Source organism: Micromonospora sp. MP36 (genome assembly GCF_008119785.1).
Taxonomy (GTDB): Bacteria; Actinomycetota; Actinomycetes; order Mycobacteriales; family Micromonosporaceae; genus Micromonospora.
In genome coordinates, this window is record NZ_VSFA01000076.1 from 1 (window position 1) to 23,151 (window position 23,151).

Below are 23,151 nucleotides of genomic sequence, written 5' to 3' on the forward strand. Positions count from 1 at the left end.
GCGGCCCGCGGGAGAACAACCAGCAACCTAAATGAACAAATGCTCACGCCGGAGTCAGCAGGCACGACATCCCATCAGCGGTCTGATCTCCCGACCACCAGCAGGGGCACGATCTTGACATAGGACTGCAGGCGTCCCGGTCCGCAGAGTGCTCACCCACCGGCGGCTACCGGACCGGAGTCTGCCCGAAGGCCGACCCGGTAGCTCTCATTAGGTTCGCTTGATGGCATGAAGGAGCGGGGCCTCGCTCCTCGTGGGTCCCGGGCGGGATGCTCGGGGTGCTCACGTCTCACGACGAAGGAGGCCCCTCATGCAGGCAGAGTACGACGGTAGGCAGATCGTGGGTATTGATCTGCATCGGCGTTGGTCGGTGATCGTGCGGATGAGCGAGGCGGGCGAGAAGCTCGAGACGGTGCGGATCGACAACGATCCGGTCGCGTTGGGGTTGGAGATCGCCAAGGCGGGTCCGGACCCGGAGGTGGTCCTGGAGGCCACGTATGGCTGGTATTGGTCGGTGGATGTGCTGGCTGCAGCCGGTGCCCGGGTGCATCTGGCGCATCCGTTGGGTGTGAAGGGGTTCGCTTACCGGCGGGTGAAGAACGACGCCCGGGACGCGGCGGATCTGGCGGATCTGCTGCGGATGGGCAGGCTGCCGGAGGCGTATGTGGCCCCGCCGGCGGTGCGGGAGTTGCGGGAGCTGGTGCGGTATCGGGCCAAGCTGGTGGCCTGGCGCAGCGGGTTGAAGGCGTCGGTGCATGCGGTGTTGGCCAAGCAGGGCGTGCACATCGCGGTGTCGGATCTGTTCGGTGTTGGCGGGCGGGAACTCCTTGCTCGGGCGCCTTTGGATGGGGCGTATCGGGGTCGGGTGTCGTCGCTGTGCCGGCTGATCGACGCGGTTGATTTCGAGATCGACGCGGTTGCCGGGCCGATCCGGGCCAGACTCTGCGGGCATCGCGGTTACACGGCGGTCCAGGCCATCCCCGGTGTCGGGCCGGTCCTGGCGGCGGTGTTCGTCGCCGAGATCGGCGAGGTCGACCGGTTCCCCGGGCCGGCGCAGCTGGCCTCTTGGGCCGGCCTGACGCCCCGGCACCGCGAGTCCGACCTCGTCGTGCACCGGGGGCGGATCACCAAACAAGGCTCCACGCTGGTGCGGTGGGCCGCGGTCGAGGCCGCCCACGGCGTCCCGCACAGCGCCGGCTGGCTGACCGGCACCCGCGCCCGCATCGCCGAGCGACGCGGACGCAACATCGCCACCGTCGCGGTGGCCCGCAAACTGCTCACCCTCGTCTACTACGGCCTACGCGACGGGCACATCCGTGCCCTGAGCCAGGCCCGGGCGGCGGCGTGAGCAGGTTCGGACGTGACCGGACGCGTGGCCGTGCCACGTCTGGCCCCCGTCGGCCGACGGCGAGGCCGCCCGCTTGATTGACCCCGTCCGGTCACGGTCGCACACCACCATGCCCCCGAACCAGCGCGGGGCGAATGGATGACCGGCAGCCGAACCTCGGCCTGCCCTCCCGACATCGCTCGGACCCTGGCGACGCGACCACACCCCACAACACCGACTTCCGGCATCATCACGATGGCGTCCACGGCGCCGGCGTCAAGGCCAAGCCCTACGGGTGGGCCTCCGGCCCAGCCTTGACCCCGACGCCGCACAGACGCCTGCCCGAAAACCATCCCGGAAGACGAGGCAAAACAACGTCACCAGGTCAAAACCCCACCCTTGACCGGCCCCGCTCCTTCATGGATGACATGGCGGGCCGGGCGGAGGCCCGCTCCCCAAAAGGGCGGGTCGACGGCAGACGGGATGGCGTGGTCTCCTGTTCTCGCACGTGGGCGACGACGAGTAGGAAAGCCAGGAGGGCAAGCCTTCGATGATTGGCGCATTATCCGCTTATGCCCCTTGGTTGGCTAATCGTTCAATCCTGGAATACGTTCTGCCCTCTCCTGAAACTCCCGCCCCATCTCCGTCGCCCCCAAGCGTCGTCGGGAATGAACACTTTGGGCCCGACTTCTGGGAGCGGTTCTTGACCTCGGCTGGCTTTGGCGGAGTCATGGCCGTTGTTGCTGCCCTTGTCGCGGGAAGCATCGCTTGGTTGCAATTTAGACATGCAAAGCATCGGCACCACGACGAACGTTGGTGGGAAACGCTGACATGGGTGTATGACAGAACCGTGGTCGAGGAGGGGAAAAAGCCGGCTCTTCCGCAACGAGTTACACTTTCCATGCTTACCGCTCTCAGTGAGAGGGTGGGTCAAAGCAAGGCTGATCGGTTGCGCGGGCAAGCCATTAGCTCGATTCTGGCAATGTTTGATACGACGCCGACTGTTGCCCCGGACGATGAGCCCTCGGTCGAATCCGGAAGCCAGGAGAGGGTCGCGGAACAGAATAGCGAGCAATGTGAGGTTGAGGGGGAGAAGGATGAGCCAGATATATCCAAACCGACGACGGATCGGACAAAGGACGATGACCGTAGCGCCGATAGGGCAACCCTCGAGGCCCTTGAAGAACTGGCGTCGCCTCGAGGTATCAGGGTAACCGATCGTCAGGCTGCCTCCATGTTGGAGGATTTGCGTGAGGATCTAAGCCAAAAGGGCTTTAAAACGCAACCATCGAGGGCTCCGCGACAATATGAGGTGCGGATCGAACTTGTGCTTCGCCAGGTCGCAGTTGAACTTGGAGCTTTCGTCTTCGGTCAAGATCTGGACTATGGTTTGGACTTCGTAGTGGTGCGGAATAGCACTGCTGTTGCCGTAGTAGTCAAGTACAGCCATGGGAAAGTCATCCCTGCGGCAGTGGTGACTACGTGGACAGAGAGATTGCTGTCCAATGCCGACCCAAGTCCGGCGCGCTTCTTGCTTGTGACGAACGGTGGCCTCACTCGGGAAGGGGAGCGGCGTCTGATGAGGTTCACGAGTGCGGGCGGGCGATTTGTCACCTGGGCTGGACCTGCGGACACCGAGGCCCTAAAAGCTGCCCTCGCCGAGCAACTCGGGTAGCGTAGGGGTGTCCGGCCGCGTGCACCCCGATCGTCACTCAGTTAGTCACCCGGCGAGTCGATAGGGTCACAGGGCGCGTCCATGGTCGACAGATGTAACGTCTGAGCGGCCCCTATGGCTTGCGGACGTTGACACCTGGGCCATGAGGACCAGGCGGCGGCAACTCTCCCCGTCGCTTGGCAACCTCGTAGACGCCAACTGCTGTGCCTCCCGTAAGACCCATACGGATTGTTACTTACCGGTCGAGCTCGTAGACGCAGTTGGCGCATACCCATCCGTAGACGGGCTTGTCCGTTCGGCAGCCCTCACCACACCGCTCGCATGGCCGTTTAGCCCGCTCTGAGGGTTCGGCGACTTCCGCCGGCCTCACAGCTCGCGCGGGCTGCCCGAGGGGCCCGCGCCCTGCAACTGCGCGAGGCCAACCCGCTCGCCTTCCCCGCACGGTCGACGGTGTCCGCACGGCCTCTTGACATCCTCCCTCACGGCGCTCGTCCCACGGCTCACCTCGCCCGTTGGCTGCGACTGACGCCCTGAAAGAGCGATGACAGCGCGTTGAAAGGGATCTCTGCCATCCTGCCGCCCGGAGTTCGCCGCCGCACTGTGGCGGCGCGCGGCTCCGGTCGGGCCGAGGCGACAGAGGAGACACCACGTGCTGCGAGGAACATCATCCTTTCGAGGCGCACCGTTAGGGAGCGTCGCTGCTGCGCTCCTCGCGCTGCTGATGGTTTCGTTGCTCGCGGCGTCCATCGTCGGCGAGCCCGCCAGCCAACAGTCGGCGACAACGGATCGCGGCCGCCCCCGTCCCGTCGCGCAGGCTCCCGATGCCGCTAGCGCCGTGGCCGCCGCGAGACTGCAGAAGTCGTCGGTCGAGGTCGCCAACCTCACCACCGAGACCCGGATCGTCCACGCTCAGCCGAACGGGACGTTGACCGCGCAGCTGAGCCCGGGCGTGACCCGAGTGCGGCAGGGCGGCACCTGGGTCGGCGTGGACACGTCACTGGTCCGCCGCCCGGATGGCTCGATCGCGCCGCGTGCCGCTGCCGTTGATCTGGCGTTTTCGGGTGGCGGCGGCAAGGCGCCGCTGGTGCGGTACGCCCGCGCCGGCAAGGGCATCACGCTGGTCTGGCCGGGCCCGCTGCCGGCGCCCACCCTGTCCGGCTCGACGGCGACGTACGCCGAGGTCCTGCCCGGGGTGGACCTCGTGCTGCGGGCGGAGACGGACGGCTACACCCATCACCTGGTGGTCAAGAACGCGAAGGCCGCGGCGAACCCGGCAGTTCGCCGGGTCCGGCTGGGCCTGCGGGCCGACGGCCTCCGGGTGCGGGCCAGCGACCAGGGGGCGCTGGAGGCCCGGGACGCCGCGAACAAGCTCGTCTTCCAGGCGCCACCCTCGCAGATGTGGGACTCAGGCCGGCCGGCGAAGACCGCGGCGGTCGACGTCTCCGTCAAGGGAGGAAACCTGACCCTGGTCCCGGACCGGAAGCTGCTCGCCGATCCGGCCACCAGATTCCCCGTCATTGTCGACCCGACCTGGGGCACCGCCGCCCGTACCGGCTGGGCGAAGGTATTTTCCGGCATGCCGAACCAGAGCTACTGGTTCGGTGGCATGGACGGGGGCGAGGCGAAGGTCGGGCAGTGCTGGCCGTCGGAGGCCTGTAACGGCATCGCAGCCGCTCGAACCTACTTTCAGTACGACACCGGGTTCCTGGCCGGTAAGCGCATCCTCACGGCCGTGCTGAACACGACCATCACCTACAGCCCGTCGTGCGGCTGGCGGGATCTGCAGCTGTTCATCGCCAACGGGCCGATCGGCGGGGGGACGACGTGGAACAATGCCCCGCACGGAGCCGGGCTGCAGATCAAGCCCGCCGATGTCTCGTACGTCGGCTGTGCTGGGTACAAGCCGCTCGGTTTCGACACCTTCGGTAACATCCGGGCCGGCGGCGTCTCGACGTACTTCATCAAGGCCGTGGATGAGGGCGACGGCTACGCCTGGCGCAAGCTGGACCCGAACGCGACCAACCTCGTGGTCAACTACAACACCGCGCCGAACGCGCCGTACGACCTGAATACCGACGCTCGGCTGGCGGCACCGTGCCGGTGGTGCGGTGGCACGTCGTACGTGGGGGATGACTGGATCCGGCTGCAGACCCGGTTGTCCGACCCGGACAACGACCAGGTCCGCCCGATCTGGGACATCTACGGCGGGCCGCAGCCCGAGCATCGCGACTGGGGGCCGACCCAGTCATCGGGCGCATTCTTCAGCACTGACCTGGACCTGCGGGGCCGGGACGGGCAGAAGATCTCCTGGACGGTGTGGGCCAGTGACGGCACCGACGGCGGCCCATCGAGAAGCGGACCGGGGCCGTTCATCGTGGACCGGGTCGGGGTCAGCAAGCCGCCTGGCGTATCGGCGAGCATGTACAAGGAGGACAACCGCTGGCACGGCGGCATCGGGGTGGCGGACCAGTTCACGTTCGACGCCGCGGGCGTCGCTGACATCGACCACTACCGGTACGGGTGGCAGGATCCTCCGTCGACGAAGGTGAACGCCGACGCGCTGGGTGGCAAGGCGACGGTAACGATCGCCCCGCCCGGTGATGGCCCGCGCGACCTGTACGTGCAGAGCGTGGACCGCGCCGGCCACCGCAGCCCCACCCGGGTCTACCACTTCTATGTTCGTGCCGGGAACGGCCCGTACGGGCAGTGGGCGCTCGAGGGCAACGCGAACGACGACGCCTTCCTCGGTGACCACGACGGAACCTTGAGCGGAAACGCGACGTACGCCGCTGGCGCGGTCGGCACCGGCCTGCGCCTCGACGGCACGGGCGCTCACATGACCGCCCCGAACACGGTCCGCACCGACACCAGCTTCTCCGTCTCGGCGTGGGCCAAGCTGGACACCGGAGGGTCCGCGCGGACCGTGGTGAGCCAGGACGGCACCAGGTTCGCCGGCTTCAACCTGTGGTACCGGCCGGAAAACGGCGGTAAGTGGGTGTTCGGCATGGCCAAGTCCGACGCCAGTACCCAGGGCACCGACATGGCATGGTCAGCCGCGCCGGCGCAGCTCGGGGTCTGGACCCATCTCGCCGGGGTCTACGACGCGCCGAACAAGAAGCTCAAGCTGTATGTCAACGGGGTGCTGTCCGGCACCGCCACGCGTACCGTCACCGGCTGGAACGCCGGTGGCTCGGTGCGGGTAGGCCAGACCATCTGGGACGGCACCGCCGTCGACTTCTGGCCCGGAATGATCGACGAGGTGCAGGTCTACGACCGCACCATCTCCGAAACCGAGGTCAAGGGGGCGGTCAGTCGGGACAACGTCCAGGTCGGCTACTGGAAGTTCGACGAGACCAATGGCAAGACCGCGGTCAACGCGACGGCGGGCGGCGACATGGCCGTGCTGGCCGAGGGCGCGACCTTCGCTCCCGGGCAGGGCGCAGTCGACGGCGCGCTGCGCTTCGACGGGGTCAAGGGCTACGCGGCCACGAACGGCCCAGCCTTCCGCACCGACCAGAGCTTCGCCGTGGGCGCCTGGGTCAAGGCCGACCGGATCGCCGCGACCGGGACCGCGCAGACGTTCATCAGCCAGGACGGCACCAACAGCAGCGGGTTCTTCCTGCAACAGCGGGGAACCTCGTGGCTGTTCGGCATCCTCGACGGCGATCAGGCGGGCGGCTGGTCGGGGTACGCCGCCTCGCCGGACGGCAGCGCGCAGGCCAACGCCTGGACCCACGTGGTTGGCGTCTACGACGCCCCGGCCGGCAAGCTGAGGATCTACCTCAACGGCACGTTGGCCGGTAGCGGCGCTATCTCGGCGGCCTGGAGCGCCACCGGGCCGTTGGTGTTCGGCCGGGGCAAGTACGGCGGCGTCGAGACGGACTTCTGGCCCGGTCTGCTCGACGACATGCGCGCGTACAGCCGGGTCGTCTCGGACGAGGAGATCCGCGGCATCGTCAGCCGCGACAACGTGAGCGTCGGCCAGTGGAAGTTGGACGGTGACGCCCTGGACGGCTCCGGCCGGGGCCTGCACGGGACGCTGAACGGCAACCCGGACTGGGTCGGCGGGCAGACCAGCGTCCCGGACCCGAGCGACCTGGCCCTACACCTGAACGGCACGAGCGGCCATGTGAGTGCGCCGAACGCCGTGGATGCCAGCAAGAGCTTCTCCGTCGCCGCATGGGCCCGGCTGGACAAGGTCGGCGGTCACTACGGCGTGGTGTCCCAGGACGGAAAGACGACCAGCGCGTTCAAGCTGGAGGCCGAGCCGGGTGGCCGGTGGTCCTTCGTGATGTTCACCCAGGACGTCAACGGCGGCGGCCAGGGGGATCGGGCGACCGGCGGAACGGCCCAGTCCGACGTCTGGACGCATCTGGTGGGGGTGTACGACGCGGGCAACCGGCAGATCTCGTTGTACATCAACGGTGTGCTGGCCGGCAGCGTCGCACATGCGACCGCCTGGAACCACCCGGACGGCGGGCTGCAGATCGGCCGCAACAAGTGGTACGGCAACCCGATCGACTTCTTCCCCGGCGCGATCGACGACGTCGCTGTCTACGGCCGGCCCCTGTTCGCCGACGAGATCCGGGCGATGGCGGGTAGGGATCTCTCATTGGTGCACAACTGGCAACTGGACGAGGCAAGCGGTACGACCGCGGCGGACGCCGTCGGCGCGCGTCCCGGCACGCTCTCCCCTGGAGCGAGCTTCGTGCCGGGACGGATCGGCAACGCGGTCGAGCTCAACGGCAGCACGGGTGCGGTGTCGACCACGGGTGTCGACCTTCGCACCGACCAGAGCTTCACCGTCGCCGCATGGGTGTACCTGAAGAGTAAGGACTGCGACCTCGGCACGTACTGGCAGTGCAAGGCCGACGCGGTGACGGTGGATGGTAACTGGACCAGCAAGTTCCGGCTGGGCCACGTGGTGGACAGCGACCAGAACATGTTCGGCGCCTGGACGTTCGAAATGCCGGAGGACGATGTCGACGACGCGCAGGTCACCATGGCTGCGGTGTCGGCCCTGCCGACCGATCTGGACACCTGGACGCATCTGGTCGGGGTCTACGACGCGCCGACCAAGAAGATCTGGCTCTACGTCAACGGCACCCGGATCGGCGACGGCACAGTCCTCAACCCGTGGCAGGCGTCGGGCGGGTTGCAGATCGGCCGGGGCAAGGTCAACCGCGCCGAGACCGAGTACTGGCCGGGCCGGGTCGACGACGTCCGGATGTACACCGGGGCGCTGGACGACGACCGCGTCTCGGCGCTCTACCAGTCCTACCCCGCGCCAGACGGTTCCACCGAGCTGCCGACGGCCGACGCAGGGTACTGGAAGCTCGACGAGGGAGCCGGCGACACGGCGGCGGACGTCAGCGGCCGCGGCCTGACCGCCACCCTGCAGGGCGGTGCGGGAGCCGGCTGGGCCGGTGCCCGCTCCGGAGCCGGCCTGTGGCTGGACGGCGCCACGGGGTACGCCGAGACCGCCGGCCCGGTCGTCACCACCAGCGCGAGCTTCTCGGTGACCGCTTGGGCGCACCTGACGGTCAGTGACAACGGCAATCGGACCATCGCCGCCCAGGACGGCAACCGGGCCAGCTCGTTCCTGCTGCAGTACAACGCGGGCTACGGCAAATGGACCATCGTCATCCCCGACGCCGACCAGGACAACCCGACCAACATCCGCTTGACGTCGACCAGCGCGGCGGCCGTGGGGGATTGGACCCACCTCGGCCTAGTCTACGACGCGTCGCTGCGCCAGTTGCGGCTGTATGTCAACGGTGTGCTGTCCGCGGCGCGGACGGGGGTGAGCATCCTCAACGCCGGCGGTCGGTTCACGATCGGCCGGGGCAAGTGGAACGGGCAGAACGTCGACTTCTTCCCCCGCGGCATTGACGACGTGCGGGTGTTCTCCCGGGCGCTCAGCGATGGCGAGGTTCGCCGGGTCCACGACGACGTGCCAGCCAACGAGGCCGCGTTCTACCGGTTCGATGACGGCACGGCCCGGGACTATTCGTCGCGGAAGAATGACGCGACGGTGTCCGGCGGGGCGACGTTGGTGCCCGGCGTCAGCGGCCAGGCCGGGCAGCTCGACGGCGTGTCCGGTGCCGCGGTGACGACCCAGCCTGTGGTCAGCATGCGGGACAGCTTCACGGTGTCGGCGTGGGCGAAGCTCGCCCGCAAGGACAAGGTCTACACGGTGGCCGGCCAGGACGGCGACCGGATGGGCGGGTTCTTCCTGCAGTACCGTCCTACCCTGGACCGGTGGGTGTTCGGTGCGCCGACGCAGGACAGCGACTCCGCCGCGTTGGCGTACGCCGACTCGATGGTGCCGGCCGTCGTCGACCGGTGGACCCACCTGACCGGCGTGTACGACTATTCGGCCCGCCAGTTGCGGCTCTACGTCAACGGGCAACTCGCGAACACGAAGGACAACGTGGCGCTGTGGCCGGCCTTCGGCGGATTCACGATTGGCCGGGGCAGGTACAACGGGTTGCCGGCGGAGTTCTTCGCCGGCGCGATCGACGAGGTACGCGTGACCCAGGGCATGATGCCCGACGCGGAGATCGCCGAGCGGGCCACCTGGCCAGCGCCGCCGGCCCGTCAGCTCGGCCGGTACATCAACGCCGCCGGTGACCACTACACCGGGAACACCGGCAGCCCGGTGCGGGAGGGGTACCGGTTCGAGGGCACGCTCGGGACGCCGGTGCCGGTCCAGCAACCGAACACCCGGATGCTGTACGCGTGCCAGGCCGGCACCGACGGGTTCACCTCGACCGACCCTGCCTGCGACGGGCAGACCAAGCTCGGCGACATCGGCGCGGTCTACACCACGCCGCCGACCAACCTGCCGACCGTCCCGATCTACCGCTGCACCACCGGGTCGGAGCGCTTCGAGTCGGGGCGGCCGGACTGTGCGGGGGCGACGAACGAGTCCCTGCTCGGTTACGCGCTCGCCTACGCGCCGCTCGCCCGGTACCACGACATGGGCCACGACCACCTGAGCACCGTCAACGGCACGCCACCTGGATACCGGCCCGACGGGCAGCAGGGGTTTGTGGCGCTGACCCAGGCCACCGGCACCCAGCCGCTCATGAGCTGCCTCGACGACACCGACCACTTCGCCTCCCTGGATGCTCGGTGCGAGGGGAAGACGGTGGTGTCGACCATCGGGGAGATCTGGAGCCAGGCCCCGCCAGAGCAGCCGAGCGCCCCTATCTACCGATGTCGGTTCGGAAGCGAGCGGTTCGTGTCGATGCAGGCCGACTGCGAGGGCGCCACCGTCGACCAGCAACTCGGGTACGTGCTCACCGCCGTGCCTGACCTGACTCCGGTGTTCGGCTGACGGCCGCGCCGAAGAGGAGAAACCGTGCGAAAATTGCTGTTCTCAACCGGAGTGCGTCGCCGCATGGCGGTCGCGATGCCGGTAGTGCTGGCCGCGTCGCTGGTCGACGTGCTGGTCGCTCCGGGCCGAGCGCTGGCGGCCGGGCCGTCGGTGCCGTTGCCGGAGACGCCCTCGGTGTCGGTGTCGCAGCAGACGATGGTCTCGCGCCCCCCGGATCAGGCGTCGGCGAGCGCGTTGCAGGGCGACCAGCCGGCGGGATCGGATGCCGCGCTGGATGGTGGCGGTACCTATTCCGCGACGCCGCTGTCCCCGTCCGCGACGTGGGAGGTGTCGGCGCAGACGGGTGACTTTACGTGGTCGTACCCGTTGCGGGTGCCGCCGTCGCCGGGCGGGCTGGAGCCCGAGCTGTCGCTGTCGTACGCCTCGTCACAGGTCGACGGCCGGACGAGCGCCACGAACAACCAGCCGTCCTGGGTCGGTGACGGCTGGGACCTGTCCGCGGGGTTCATTGAGCGGACTTACTCCGCCTGCATGGCGGACACCATGGGTGGGACCACGCCGCCGAAGGTCGGTGACCTGTGCTGGCGTAGCGACAACGCCGCCGCGTCGTACCGCGGCCAGGGCGGGATGCTCATCAAGGATGACGCGACCGGTGGATGGCGGGCAAAGCGTGACGACGGTTCCCGGATCGAGCGGCTCACCGGCGTGGCCAACGGGGACGACAACGGCGAGTACTGGAAGATCACGACGGTTGACGGGACAGAATACTTCTTCGGCTCCCGCCCCGGATCGGGGTCAACCTGGACGGTTCCGGTGTTCGGGGACGATGCCGACGAGCCCTGTCACGGCACGACGTTCGACACGTCGCACTGCACCCAGGCGTGGCGGTGGAACCTGGACAAGGTGGTGGACCGGCACGGCAACATGATCATCTACAGCTACGACACCGAGACCAACTCCTACGGGTTCAACCTCAAGGACGCCGCCGTCTCCTACATCCGAGGCGGCACACTGAAGACCGTCGAGTACGGGCTGCGGGAGGGATCGAGCGCCGCGGCGACGGGGCGGGTGGTGTTTACCCCGGCCGACCGGTGTGTGGCGGGCAGCACCTGCACGTTCGACCGTAAGGAGAACTGGCCCGACACGCCACTGGATCAACGCTGCGATTCGGCCACCTGCGCGGATCGGCACTCGCCGACGTTCTGGTCGACCAAGCGGCTGGCAAAGATCACTACCCAGGTGCGCAACGGTGCCGACTATGACGAGGTCGACTCGTGGACGCTGGACCATCAGTTCCCCGACCCGGGCGACGGGGAGAAGGCGGCGCTGTGGCTGCGCGGCATTACCCACACCGGCCTGGTCAACCACCCCGGCACGGCCGGCGGCGCGGTCGCGTTGCCATCGGTGACGTTCGAGGGCACAAAGATGCCGAACCGCGTGTTTAAGGTCGACGGCGTCGCACCGCTGATTCGGTATCGCATCACCGGCGTGGTCTCCGAGTCCGGCGGTGTGCTGTCGGGGTACTACGCCGATCCCGACTGCGTCGAGGGCAGTTCGATGCCGGCGAACCCCGAGTCCAACACGCTGCGATGTTTTCCGGTCCGATGGAGCAAGAAGGACTACGCCGAACGGACGGACTACTTCCACAAGTACGTGGTCGCCCAGGTCGCGCAGTCCGACCGGATCAGCAGCAACCCCGAGCAGGTCACCAGCTACGAGTACCTGGACGGAGCGGCCTGGCACTTCGACACGTCCGAGGTCACCGAGGACGACAAGAAGACCTGGAACGAGTTCCGGGGCTTCAAGCGGGTCCGCATCCGGGCCGGCAAGCAGGGTGATCCCAGCGGGCCGATCACCATGACCGAGCAGCGGTTCTACCGTGGCATGAACGGCGACAAGCAACCCGCTGGTACCCGGTCGGTCAGCGTCACCGATTCCGAAAACGGCCGCCGGACTGACGATGACTGGCTGCAGGGCTTCCCGCTGGAGACGATCACGTACAACGGCGACAACGGCCCGATGGTCAGCAAGGAGATCTCGACCCCGACCGTGCAGGGCCCGACCGCGACCCGCGGCGCCTACCAGGCGTACGTCGTGCGCACCGGGGCCACCCAGAGCTACACGGCGCTAGCCGCGGGCGGTCGGCGGACCACGCGGACCGAGTGGTCGTACGACGACCGGGGGTTGGTCACCCGAACCAACGATCTCGGCGACACCAGCACGGCCGACGACGACCGCTGCACCCGGGTCACCTACCTCCGCAACACCGGCCGATGGCTGCTGAACCTTCCGGCGCGATCGGAGACGGTCGCGGTGAGCTGCGACAAGACGCCGAGCTTCCCGGCCGACGCGATCGCGGACACCCGGACCGCCTATGACGGGCAGGGGTTCGACGCCGCGCCGACGACCGGCGACGCCACCCGGGTCGAGGAGGCCGATGAGCGGCCCGCCTCCGGCCCGGTCTACGTCATGACCGCCACCGCCAAGTACGACAGCCACGGGCGGGTCACCGAGTCGGGCGACGCCCTCGGTCGGGTCACCAAGACCAGCTACACGCCGGCCCTGGACGGCCCGGCCACCCAGACCGTCTCGACCAACCCGTTGGGCCACACGGTCACCACCACCCTCGACCCGGCCTGGGGTCAGCCGACCATCGTGGTGGACGCCAACGGGCGCAAGACCGAAATCGCGTACGACGCGCTCGGCCGCACGGCAGAGGTGTGGCTGGCCAACCGGCCGCGGACCCCCAGCGTGCGGGGGAACTCCAGGTTCACCTACCTGATCCGTAACGACGCGCCGAGCGTGGTCACCACCACCAAGATCACCGCGAACGGCACCTACACGAGCACCAAGCAGCTCTACGACGGCCTGCTGCGGCTGCGGCAGACGCAGACACCGGCAATCGGCGGCGGGCGGTTGTTGACCGACACCCGGTACGACAGCCAGGGCCGGGTCTACAAGGCCACCAAGCCGTACTTCAACGAGGGCGGCTTGGATGACACGCTCTGGGTCGCCGCCGATGTCGACGTGCCGGGGCTGACCTTCACCGAGTTCGACGGCGCTGGCCGGAAGACCGCCGAGATCTTCAAAGGCGGCGGCGCCGAGAAGTGGCGCACCACGACCACGTACGGCGGTGACCGGGTCAACATGACGCCGCCGCAGGGCGGCACCGCGACCACCACCATCACCGACGCCCGCGGCCAGACCACCGAACTGCGCCAATACCACGCTGGCATGCCGTCCGGTGCCTACGACGCCACCACGTACAAATATAACGACGCCGGAAAGTTGACCTCGGTCACCGACCCAGCCGGCAACACCTGGCGCTACACGTACGACCTGCGGGGCCGCCAGACCAGGACCGAGGACGTCGACAAGGGCGCCTCGACCATGACCTACGACGCCGCCGGGCAGCTGACGACAGCGACCGACGCGCGAGCCGTCACCCTGGCCTACCAGTACGACGCTCTGGGCCGGCGGACCGCCACGCGTCAGAGTTCCCTGACCGGTCCTATGCTCGCCGAGTGGACGTTCGACACCGCGATGGCCGGCAAGGGCCTCCCGGCGAGCGCGACGGCGTACGTCGACGGGAAGCCGTACACCCGCAACGTGCTTCGCTACACCCCACTCAACCAGCCGTCGGAAAGCTCGATCACCATTCCCGACAGTGAGCATGCGCAGAAGCTTCTCGGGACCTACACCACGACCCTCAAATACAAGGTCGACGGCAGCCTGTCCAGCAAGTCTTTCCAAGCCGTCGGCGGTCTTTTCGAGGAAACCGTGACCTACGAGTACGAACCCGACCTCGGTCACCTGTGGAAGAGCCGCGGCGGTCCCACAGGCTCAACGATCGAGTACGTCACCGACACGGGACACACCCGATACGGCGAAGTGGCCCGGCTCCAACTCGGCGACGTCGGCAAGCGGGCCTGGCAGTCGTACTACTACGACGACCACACCCGTCGGCTCGCCCGTACGATCGTCGACGCAGAGGTGACCCAGCCGATGCAGGCCGATCTGCGCTACAGCTACGATCCGGCGGGCAACGTCACCTCGATCGCCGACACTCCGCAGGGCCAGCCCGCCGACACCCAGTGCTTCCGGTACGACCACCTGCGCCGGATGACGGAGGCGTGGACACCGGGCACCGACTGCGGGACCAACCCGAGCGCCAGCGCACTCGCCGGCCCGGCACCGTACTGGCAGTCATTCACCTTCGACGTCATTGGCAACCGCCGCACCGACACGCAGCACGCCGCCGCCGGGGACACCGTCCGCACCTACACCTATCCTGCCCCCGGTGCCGGACAGGCGCACGCACTGCAGTCCGTCACCACGACCGGTCCGAGCGGCACCAACCAGGATGGGTACGACTACGACGCGGCGGGAAACACGACCATCCGACCTGGTCAGCAGTTGCACTGGGACCTCCGAGGGCACCTGGCCAAGGTGACCGAGGCCGGCGGCGACACCGAGTACCTATACGACGCCGACGGCAACCGGCTGATCCGTAGCGATCCCACCGGCCGCACCCTGTATCTCGACGGTCAGGAACTCCGGATGGACGCGGCGACCGGGCAGCTCACCGGCACCCGCTACTACGAACACGGCGGCAAGACCGTCGCGATGCGCGACCCGTCCGGCCTGACCTGGCTGGGCAGCGACAACCAAGGCACCGCGCAGTTCGCCATCAACAGCACTACCCAGAAGGTGATCCACCGCCGCCAGACGCCGTTCGGCGTGCCTCGCGGGAGCGCGGTCGCCTTCCCCGGTGAAAAGGGATTCGTCGGCGGCACCATCGACTCCTCCACCGGGCTGACCCACCTTGGCGCCCGTGAGTACGACGCCGACACCGGACGGTTCATCTCCGTCGACCCGATCATGGACGTCGGCGATCCGCAGCAGATGAACGCCTACGCATACTCGAACAACAGCCCGGCGACGTTCAGCGATCCCGACGGGTTGAAGTTCTGCTCGGACTCCGCCTGCGGACCCGGCGCGGACTATGTGGACCGGTCCGGCAACTTCCACGAGGTACGCGGTCACAACGACGGTTGCGGCGGCTGCAGCGGCGCCTACGACCCATGGAAGTATGCGCCGTCGAGAACCTACCCGCGGGGCAGCTACCCGAAGAGGGCAGCAACGACGATCAGCGCGCCAGCGCGGAGTTACGTACCTTGCCATAGTGGTTACGCCGCTGGTTGCCGGGTTACTGAGAAAAGGTACCAGGAGTGGCGTCGATCCGAACTGGAGCGGCAGCGCAAGGCGCAGGAACAGGCACGGCAAATAAATGATGCCTTGGCCTCGATGCTGGATACCCTCCTGTCCGCATCTTACAGCGTCTGCGTCGGTGCATACGCCGCAGGTATGGCGATGGCCGCCAGCGAATGGTGCCTATCGTTCGACAAAATTGGGATCGCATGGAACACCGGGACCAAGGCGGGTATCGCCTACGGAGCGGGAGCAGGAATTACCTTCGGTGTCAAGATCGACAGCGGAAGCGCCGATAATGTCAACGGTGGTAACTCGTTCTTCACCGATTACGGACCCGAAGCCGGCAAGGTCCTGGGTGGAAAGGCGCAGGTTGGTGCCGAGATTCCGTTCGACGGCCAGCCCCCGACGTCTTCGTTCAACATCGGTGGAGGCTTCGAAATCGGTGGCAACATCGGATCGGCTGGAGTGAACACGGGGCATAACCCCGGATACAAGCTGAGGTGGGACGACCCGCTCCTCAGGCAGGCGATGCTCGACTCGCAGCGTTTCACCACCTGAGACGAACGGACGGCCGGGTGACGGCAGATGGTCACCCGGCCGCTGCGCCCCCCGGACGGCGGGAGATTCCCCGGCGTCACGGCCGGAGCGTCCGAATGCGGTACGCCCACCTTTATATTGAATTTGCCGGGCGGCCGTACGATCAGCGCGTACGACAGCGCTGGGGGTGTGGCGGATGTACTTCGGTCTGCTCGGGCCGTTGGAGGTGCACCGAGAGGAGGAGCCGGTCCGGCTCGCGGGCAACCAGTTGCGCGTGGTGCTGGCCACCCTGCTGTTGCAGGCCAACCGGCCGGTGCCGGTGGATGCGCTGGTGGAGAGGCTGTGGTCGCGGGAGCCAGCCCGGGAACCCCGCCAGGTGCTGCACACCTACGTGGCGCGGCTCCGGCGGGGCCTCGGCCCCGACGGCCGCGACCTCGTTCACACCTTGCACGACGGCTACCTGCTCAAGGTCGGCGAGGATCAGGTCGACCTGCTCCGCTTCGGGGCCCTGCTGGCCCGAGCCCGCTCGGCCGCAGCGGCCGGCAGCCCACCCACGGTCGAACTAGACCTGCTCTCCCGGGCGCTCGACCTGTGGCGGGGCGACCCGCTGAGCAACGTCGCCTGCGAGCGGCTGCAGTTGGACGAGGTGCCACGGTTGACCGAGATGAGGCACCGGGCGATCGAGCGACGCCTTGAGCTCGAGCTCGACGTCCATGATCCCGCGGACCTGATCGGCGAACTGCGTACGCTCACCGCACGCCATCCATTGCGCGAACGCCTGTGGGCCTTCCTGCTTCAGGCCTTGTGGCGCTCCGGCCGGCAGAGCGAGGCCCTGGACGCCTACCGCATGGTCGAGCGGCTGCTGCGAGAGGACTTCGGGCTGGACCCCGGCCCGCAACTGCGCGAGATGCAACGGGCAATCCTGGCCGGTCCCGCGCTGGCCCGGCCCGGCCCGACGCCGATCCTGAACCCCACCAGCGAGCAGTCCGACGGTGGTGAGCCGGCCGGATTCGGGGCCGAGTCGTGGCTGTGCCAAACGTCGGTTTCCGATCTGCCGATGGACATCGTGGACTTCGTCGGCCGGGAGCCACTCCTCGACCAGTTGTGTGCCTTCCTCGCCCCCGACTCACCGACCGGCGTGCCCGTAGCCGTCCTACCTGGGCCCCCAGGCGTCGGCAAGAGCGCGCTGGCGATCCGGGCGGCTCACCGGGTGCGCGCGTCATTTCCCGACGGGCAGTGGTTCCTGCGACTCGGCGCCGGGCAGGTTCCGTTGGATCCACTGGACGTGCTGGCCCACGTGCTGCGGTTGACCGGCGTACCGGCCAACGAGTTGCCGCCGACGCTGGACGCGCGGTCGAGGCTGCTGCGGGCCCGATTGTCCGGCCGCCGGGTGCTGCTGGTCTTCGATGACGTGCGCAGCCCTACCCAGGTCCGGCCGCTGCTGCCGGGCACCGCAGGCAGCGCGGTCCTCGTCACCGCCCGGGCCGATCTCCGTGGCCTCAGCGCGACACACGGGGCGCGGGTGTTTCCAGTAGGCCTGCTGACGCCGGACGACGCCTACCAGCTGGTCGCAACCAACGTCGGCGCGGAGGTGGCTGCCGTCGAGCGGCAGTCGGTGCGAGAGCTGGCGCGGCTGTGCGGGTACCTGCCGCTTGCCCTGCGGGTTGCGGTGGCCAACCTCGTCGGACGGCCCCGCGAGGCGGTCGCCCACTACGTCGCGGCACTCCGCACCGGCGACCGGCTCGACCACCTGACAATTGAGGGAGATGTCCCGAGCGGACTGCGTGCCACCTTCGAGCTGTCGTACGCGGCGCTGGCCGAGCCGGCTCGACGCCTGTTCCGGCTGCTCGCTCTGGCACCCGGACGGGATGTTTCGGTGGCTGGTGCGGCGGCGCTGGTCCACCTGCCGCCGGAGCGGGTGGGCGGGCTGATCGCCCAGCTCGGCGCGGCAGGGTTGATTCAGGAGGAGAAGGCTGGACAGTACCAGTTCCACGATCTCATCCGGCTGTTCGCCGCAGAGCTGGTGGCGGTGGCGGAGACGCCGGCGCAGCGCAGGGCAGCCGGGGAACGACTGCTTGGTTTCTACCTGTACAGGGTCGACCGTGCCGCCCACCTGCTCTATCCGGACCTGTGGCGGCTGCCCGTGCCGGCCCCTGCCGGCGAAGCGGCCGGGGCCCTGTTCGATGACGCGGATGCGGCCCTGCGCTGGCTGGATGAGGAGCGGTTCAATCTGGCCGCGGCGGTGCGCAGCGCCGCGGCCGAGTCGGTGGACGGCGCCGGCAACGCCGATGGTGTGCCCTGGGTGACGCCAATGGCGTGGCTGCTGGCCGACGCCCTGCGGGGCTACCTGTACTTCCGCCGCTACGACGCGGAGTGGCTGGTCCTTGCGGAGATGGGCCTGAAGGCGGCCCGGGTGGCCCAGGATTTTGCGGCCCAGGGCGCGATGACCTACAGCAAGGCCGTTCAGCGCTGGGCCGCCGGACGACATCAGGAAGCAGCTGCCCTGTTGGAGGCGGCCCTGGCCACCTTTCAGATGAAAGAGATCCGCGACGGCGAGGCCGACGCCACCCTTGCCGTTGCTGGCAGCGGGCACCGGGAACTCGGCAACGCGGAGGAGACGGTCGACCACCTGCGACGGTCGATTCAAGTGGCGCGGGACGCCGGTAACGCCCGGATGCACCGTGCCCACCTGATTAATCTTGGCCACTTGTGCTCCATACTCGGCCGCACGGCGGAAGCAGTCGACGCATTCCAATCAGCCTTGACGCTGGCCCGCCAGAACGGTGCGCCGCACGCCGAAGCGACCGTGCTGAGCAATCTCGGACAGGTCCACCTGGTCAACGGCGAGCCCGATCGGGCGGCCGAGCACCTCAACCAGGCGATGCAGATCTTCGAACGGCTGGATGCGCGGGCGGACCTGAGCGAGGTCCACGTCGGCCTCGCCGCCGTCCACCGCGACCTCGGTGCGTGGCGGTCGTCGCAGGAGCACATCAGGCTCGCGCTACTCGCGGCGCGAGAGACCGGACATCGGCGCGCAGAGGTCGAGGCGCTCATCGCGTTGGCCGACATTCAATCGCGGCAAGGCGAGAACACGACCGCGATAGAAACGGCTGGCGTCGCCATCGACGTCGCCGTCGGCACCGGCTACCAGCGCGGCCGCTGTTATGCGCAGCTGATACGCGCCGTCGCGCATCGCCAGGCCGGCCAGCTCGTCGAGGCGGATTCCGACGCTCAGCAGGCACTCACGATCGCCCGGCAAACCGGGATGGCGCGGTATGAGATGGATGTGCGGAACACCCTGGCTGGGGTGGGCGGATTTTCCTGAGCCCGCACCTGTTACCCCTGCCAGTACCTGATCGCCCCTGGTGAGGGGCCGCCCGGCTGCGGGCGGCCCTCACGGCCGGAGGGTGAGGCTGACGCGTTTTGCCCCCGTCGGGCGGGCGGCCACCCAGGCACCCGTCCGCCGGCAGTCACCTGTGTCGCCCCCGTGACGGACGTTGCAAAATGCCAGCGGTGACCGACCCGTGCCCGGACACTGATTCGTCAGCCCTGCGCGGCGGCGATGCCGTGCGGGGCGATGAACACCTTGTCGGCCGTGCCGGTCCGCTGCGCTTCGAGGGCCTCCGGCAGCTGGTCCAGGCCGTAGAAGGCCGGACGCAGCCGATCCAGGCCCAGGGTCGGCAGCATCTGCACCGCGCGATGATGGGTGTACGGGTTGATCACCGCGCCGACCAGCGTCAGCTCACGCGCGAAGATCTCGTTGGGGCGTACCCGGGCCTCGTCGTCGGGCCGGGCCACTCCGAAGACGAGGATCCGGCCGCCGCGTGAGGACACGTTGATCGCCGATTCCAGGATCCGACCGGAGCCGACCGCGTCGATCACGTGCGGGAAGCCCAGCCCGTCGGTCAGCGCGACGGCCTCGTCGAGCGACGCCGGGTCGAGGGCGGCGTCCGCGCCCATCCGCAGGGCGGCCTCGCGCCGGTCGGCGCGCGGGTCCAGCACCACGATCGGTGCGAGCCCGCGGGCCTTGGCGAGGGCGACCATCATCGCTCCGGCCGGTCCGGCGCCGAAGATGAGGATCGGCAGCCCCGAGCGCGGGTTCAGCTGGTCCATCCCGTGCAGGCAGCAGGCGAGCGGCTCGGTCAGCGCCCCGATCCACGGCGGCGTCGCGTCGGGCAGCCGGTACGCGATCCGCGCCGGCACCACCATCCGCTCGGTCATGCCGCCGTCGAGCTTCACCCCGTACCCCCGCTTGCTGTCGCAGAGGTGTTCCTGCCCGAGCCGGCAGTACGTGCACCGGGTGCAGTAGTCGTGCGGTTCGACGGTGACCAGGTCACCGACGGTGAGGCCGTCGACCGCCGCGCCCACCTCGGTGATCCGGCCGCACACCTCGTGGCCGAGCACGACCTGCGGCGCGGCGGCGAAGCTGCCGGCGACGATGTGGCTGTCGGTGCCGCAGACGCCGACCGCGAGCGGCGCGATCGCCACCTCCGCCGGGCCGAGCGGCGCCGGCTCGGACTTGAGCAGCCGTACGTCGCCGGTGCCGAAGAAACGGGCCTCAGTCAGCAGCACGGAGTAACTCCTTCAGTCGGCGGATGTGCGCGCGGGCGGCTTCCTCGGCGGCTTCCGCGTCACCGGACCCGATGGCCTCGAAGATGGCCTGGTGGTCGTGAACGGCCTGGACCATGCCGCCGGTCAGGCTGGTGGAGCGCATCGCCACCAGGACCCGGCTCTGGACGCCGTCGAGCATCCGGGCCAGCACCGGGCTCTTCGCCGCCTGCCGGATCTCCCGGTGGAAGGCCGCGTCCAGCTCGATGTGGCGGGCGAAGTCACCCTGCGCCGCGACCGTGCGGTGCTCGGTGAGCAGCGCGAGCAGGCTCCGCCGCAGCGCGGCGTCGTACTTCTCCGTCGCCAGCCGGGCCACCGCTCCTTCCAGGACCTCGCGGGCCTCGTACAGGCTGACCAGTTCGGCGCGGGAGATGCGGGCGACCTCCGCGCCGCGGTTCATCGTCTCGGCGGCCAGGTTTTCCTGGACGAGGCGGATCACCGCGTCGCGGACCGGGCTGCGGCTGACCCGGAACTCCTCAGCGAGGGCCGGGACGCTCAGCCGCGTCCCCGGCCGCAGTTCGCCGGAGATGATCCGGTCGCGAAGGGTCTTGTAGAGCACTTCGCCGACGCGCTGCGGGTCGGCCTGAAGAGAGCTGGTCACTGAAGGAACGTCCCTGCGAAGTGGCGGTAGTTGGCAGCGACCGCCGCGATCGCCTCGGGCCGAGACAGGTCGCCGGCCAGGAGCCCGCGCAGCGAGTCCCACCAGATGCTACGGCCGATGGCGAAGCCGGTGAACCCGTTCGCGGCGGCGTCGGTGAGCCAACCGTCGACTGTGGCCATCGGTGCATTCGCGCCCAGCAGGATGCACTCGCCGCCGGTTTGCGCGGCGAGGTCGGCGGCGGTCCGGTAGTGCTCCGGCGCGCCGAGGTGCTCCAGCTTCCAGACGTCGACCGGTACCTCCTCGACGATCTCCGCCATCGCCCGATGGATGAGCCCGGGCCGGACCTCGGTGTCGAACACCTCGCTCGGGATGTTCCGCTGCTCGGGTGTCGGCGGCACGAGCAGCTCGAAGAGGAACCGGCCCCCGGCGTCCCGGACCGCCTGCGAGACCTTGGCCAGCCGGGACCGCTGCTCGCGGTTGTCCGACGCCGACCCCTCGACGTTGTAGCGGACCAGCACCTTGGGGAACTCGGGGCGGAAGTGGGCGAGGAACGCCGGCAGGTCGGCCGGCTCGGTCTCGTACACGTCGCAGCCACCGCGCTCGACCGGCATGCTCAGCGTGACGTAATGGGCCCGGGCCCGCTCGGGTACGCCCGCTCCGAGCTGCTCGTCGACCAGGATGCCGGCGTGCGCGGCCAGGCGTGGCTCGGCTTCGACAGCGGCGAGCAGTCCTTCGAGGACCATGTGCTTGCCGTCGGTGATCGCCGCACGCTCCGCGGGCAGCGCGGTGGTGGTGTGGCCGTACAGGGCCTGGGTGATCCAGGGACGCTGGTCGACGGCGAGGATGAACAGGCTCATCGGGCTACCTCCGGCACGAGATGGGCGTCCGCCGACACGATGCAGGGTTTGACGTAGTCGCCGGCCACGAAGCGGGCGAACGCCTCGGGCAGTTCGGGCAGGGTGAGGGGTTTGACGATGAGGTCGCGCAGCGACGCGCCCATGACGCGCAGCAGGTCCCAGTTCGCCTCGACCTCGTTGACCGGGAAGTAGAAGGACCGGACGGTGTAGCAGTCGGTCCGCCGCCAGCGCGGCGTCGCGGGCATCGTGTACGGCTCGTTCGACTCGCCGAGCGCGACGACCGTGCCGCCGGGTCGGACCACCCGCTGTGCCGTGTCCCGGGCCGCGTTCGCGCCGCTGACCTCGACGACCATGTCGTACTGGTTCTCGACGGTCAGGTCACCGGCGGGCGTGGCGCCGAGTGTCGCCGCGGCCTCGAGGCGAGTGGGATTGGGGTCGAAGGCGTCCACGGCGATCCCCATGGCCTGGGCGACCGCGACGACACCGAGGCCGAGCGGCCCGGCGCCGACGACCAGCGCGCGGTCCACCGTGTCCTGCGTCCGCAGCGCCAGCCGCAGGGCGTGCGCGGCGGTGCCGACCGTGTCGAGCCCGAGGACCGCGACCGACAGCGGGATGTCGTCCGGCACCGGCAGGACACACCGCGCCGGGACGTCCACGTGTTCGGCGAAACCGCCGTCACGCTGCCAGCCGATCAACTGCGACAGGTTCAGGCACTGGTTCGTGCGGCCGGCCGCGCAGCGCAGGCACGTACCGCAGAAGACCGGGATGTAAACGATGCCGCGCATACCCTCGGGCAGTGCTCCGCCGACGACCGTGCCCCCGATCTCGTGGCCCGGAACGACGGCCGCGCCGCTCTGCAGCAGCCGCTTGTCCGACCCGCACAGCGCGCAGACATCGACCCGCAGGCGCACGTCGCCCTCGGCGACGTCGCCGAGCGTGACCTTCTCGAACGTGATCTCGCCGTTGCCCTGGAAGCGGGCTCGCATGGAC

9 protein-coding genes are annotated in these 23,151 nt (G+C 68.8%); 5 read left to right on the forward strand and 4 right to left on the reverse strand.

All coding sequences use genetic code 11. The features are described from left to right. Positions 1-310 precede the first annotated feature (310 nt). The 5 genes from FXF52_RS30830 to FXF52_RS30850 all read left to right on the forward strand — a co-directional run bounded on the left by FXF52_RS30830 (position 311) and on the right by FXF52_RS30850 (position 19,420). Positions 311-1,348 carry an IS110 family transposase gene (locus FXF52_RS30830; RefSeq protein ID WP_148802075.1) on the forward strand — a complete coding sequence of 346 codons (1,038 nt, stop codon included), beginning with the start codon at positions 311-313 and terminating at the stop codon, positions 1,346-1,348. An 814-nt stretch (positions 1,349-2,162) separates the two neighbouring features. Beyond that, positions 2,163-3,002 carry a hypothetical protein gene (locus FXF52_RS30835; RefSeq protein WP_148802077.1) on the forward strand — a complete coding sequence of 280 codons (840 nt, stop codon included), beginning with the start codon at positions 2,163-2,165 and terminating at the stop codon, positions 3,000-3,002. A gap of 835 nt (positions 3,003-3,837) precedes the next feature. Then, positions 3,838-10,344 carry a LamG domain-containing protein gene (locus FXF52_RS30840; RefSeq protein ID WP_222870767.1) on the forward strand — a complete coding sequence of 2,169 codons (6,507 nt, stop codon included), beginning with the start codon at positions 3,838-3,840 and terminating at the stop codon, positions 10,342-10,344. A gap of 24 nt (positions 10,345-10,368) precedes the next feature. Continuing rightward, entirely contained in the window at positions 10,369-16,116 is a 5,748-nt protein-coding gene (locus tag FXF52_RS30845; protein WP_222870768.1) for an RHS repeat-associated core domain-containing protein, read from the forward strand. A gap of 175 nt (positions 16,117-16,291) precedes the next feature. Beyond that, entirely contained in the window at positions 16,292-19,420 is a 3,129-nt protein-coding gene (locus FXF52_RS30850) for a BTAD domain-containing putative transcriptional regulator (RefSeq protein ID WP_148802081.1), read from the forward strand. 218 nt (positions 19,421-19,638) lie between these two features. Here FXF52_RS30850 and FXF52_RS30855 read toward each other — a convergent pair whose 3' ends face one another. The 4 genes from FXF52_RS30855 to FXF52_RS30870 are packed head-to-tail and all read right to left on the reverse strand — an operon-like array spanning position 19,639 to position 23,147. Continuing rightward, positions 19,639-20,667 carry an alcohol dehydrogenase catalytic domain-containing protein gene (locus FXF52_RS30855; protein ID WP_148802083.1) on the reverse strand — a complete coding sequence of 343 codons (1,029 nt, stop codon included), beginning with the start codon at positions 20,665-20,667 and terminating at the stop codon, positions 19,639-19,641. After that, the gene (locus FXF52_RS30860; protein ID WP_148802085.1) at positions 20,654-21,304 is read right to left on the reverse strand and encodes a GntR family transcriptional regulator; all 651 of its coding nucleotides are present in this window, start codon (positions 21,302-21,304) and stop codon (positions 20,654-20,656) included. Before FXF52_RS30860 ends, FXF52_RS30855 begins: the two co-directional genes overlap by 14 nt. Further along, positions 21,301-22,161, reverse strand: coding sequence for a 2-deoxy-5-keto-D-gluconate 6-phosphate aldolase domain-containing protein (locus tag FXF52_RS30865; RefSeq protein ID WP_187413821.1), 861 nt, complete (start codon positions 22,159-22,161; stop codon positions 21,301-21,303). The genes FXF52_RS30860 and FXF52_RS30865 overlap by 4 nt, the downstream gene beginning before the upstream one ends. Next, entirely contained in the window at positions 22,158-23,147 is a 990-nt protein-coding gene (locus FXF52_RS30870; RefSeq protein WP_255472513.1) for an alcohol dehydrogenase catalytic domain-containing protein, read from the reverse strand. The genes FXF52_RS30865 and FXF52_RS30870 overlap by 4 nt, the downstream gene beginning before the upstream one ends. Between the last annotated feature and the right edge of the window lie 4 nt (positions 23,148-23,151).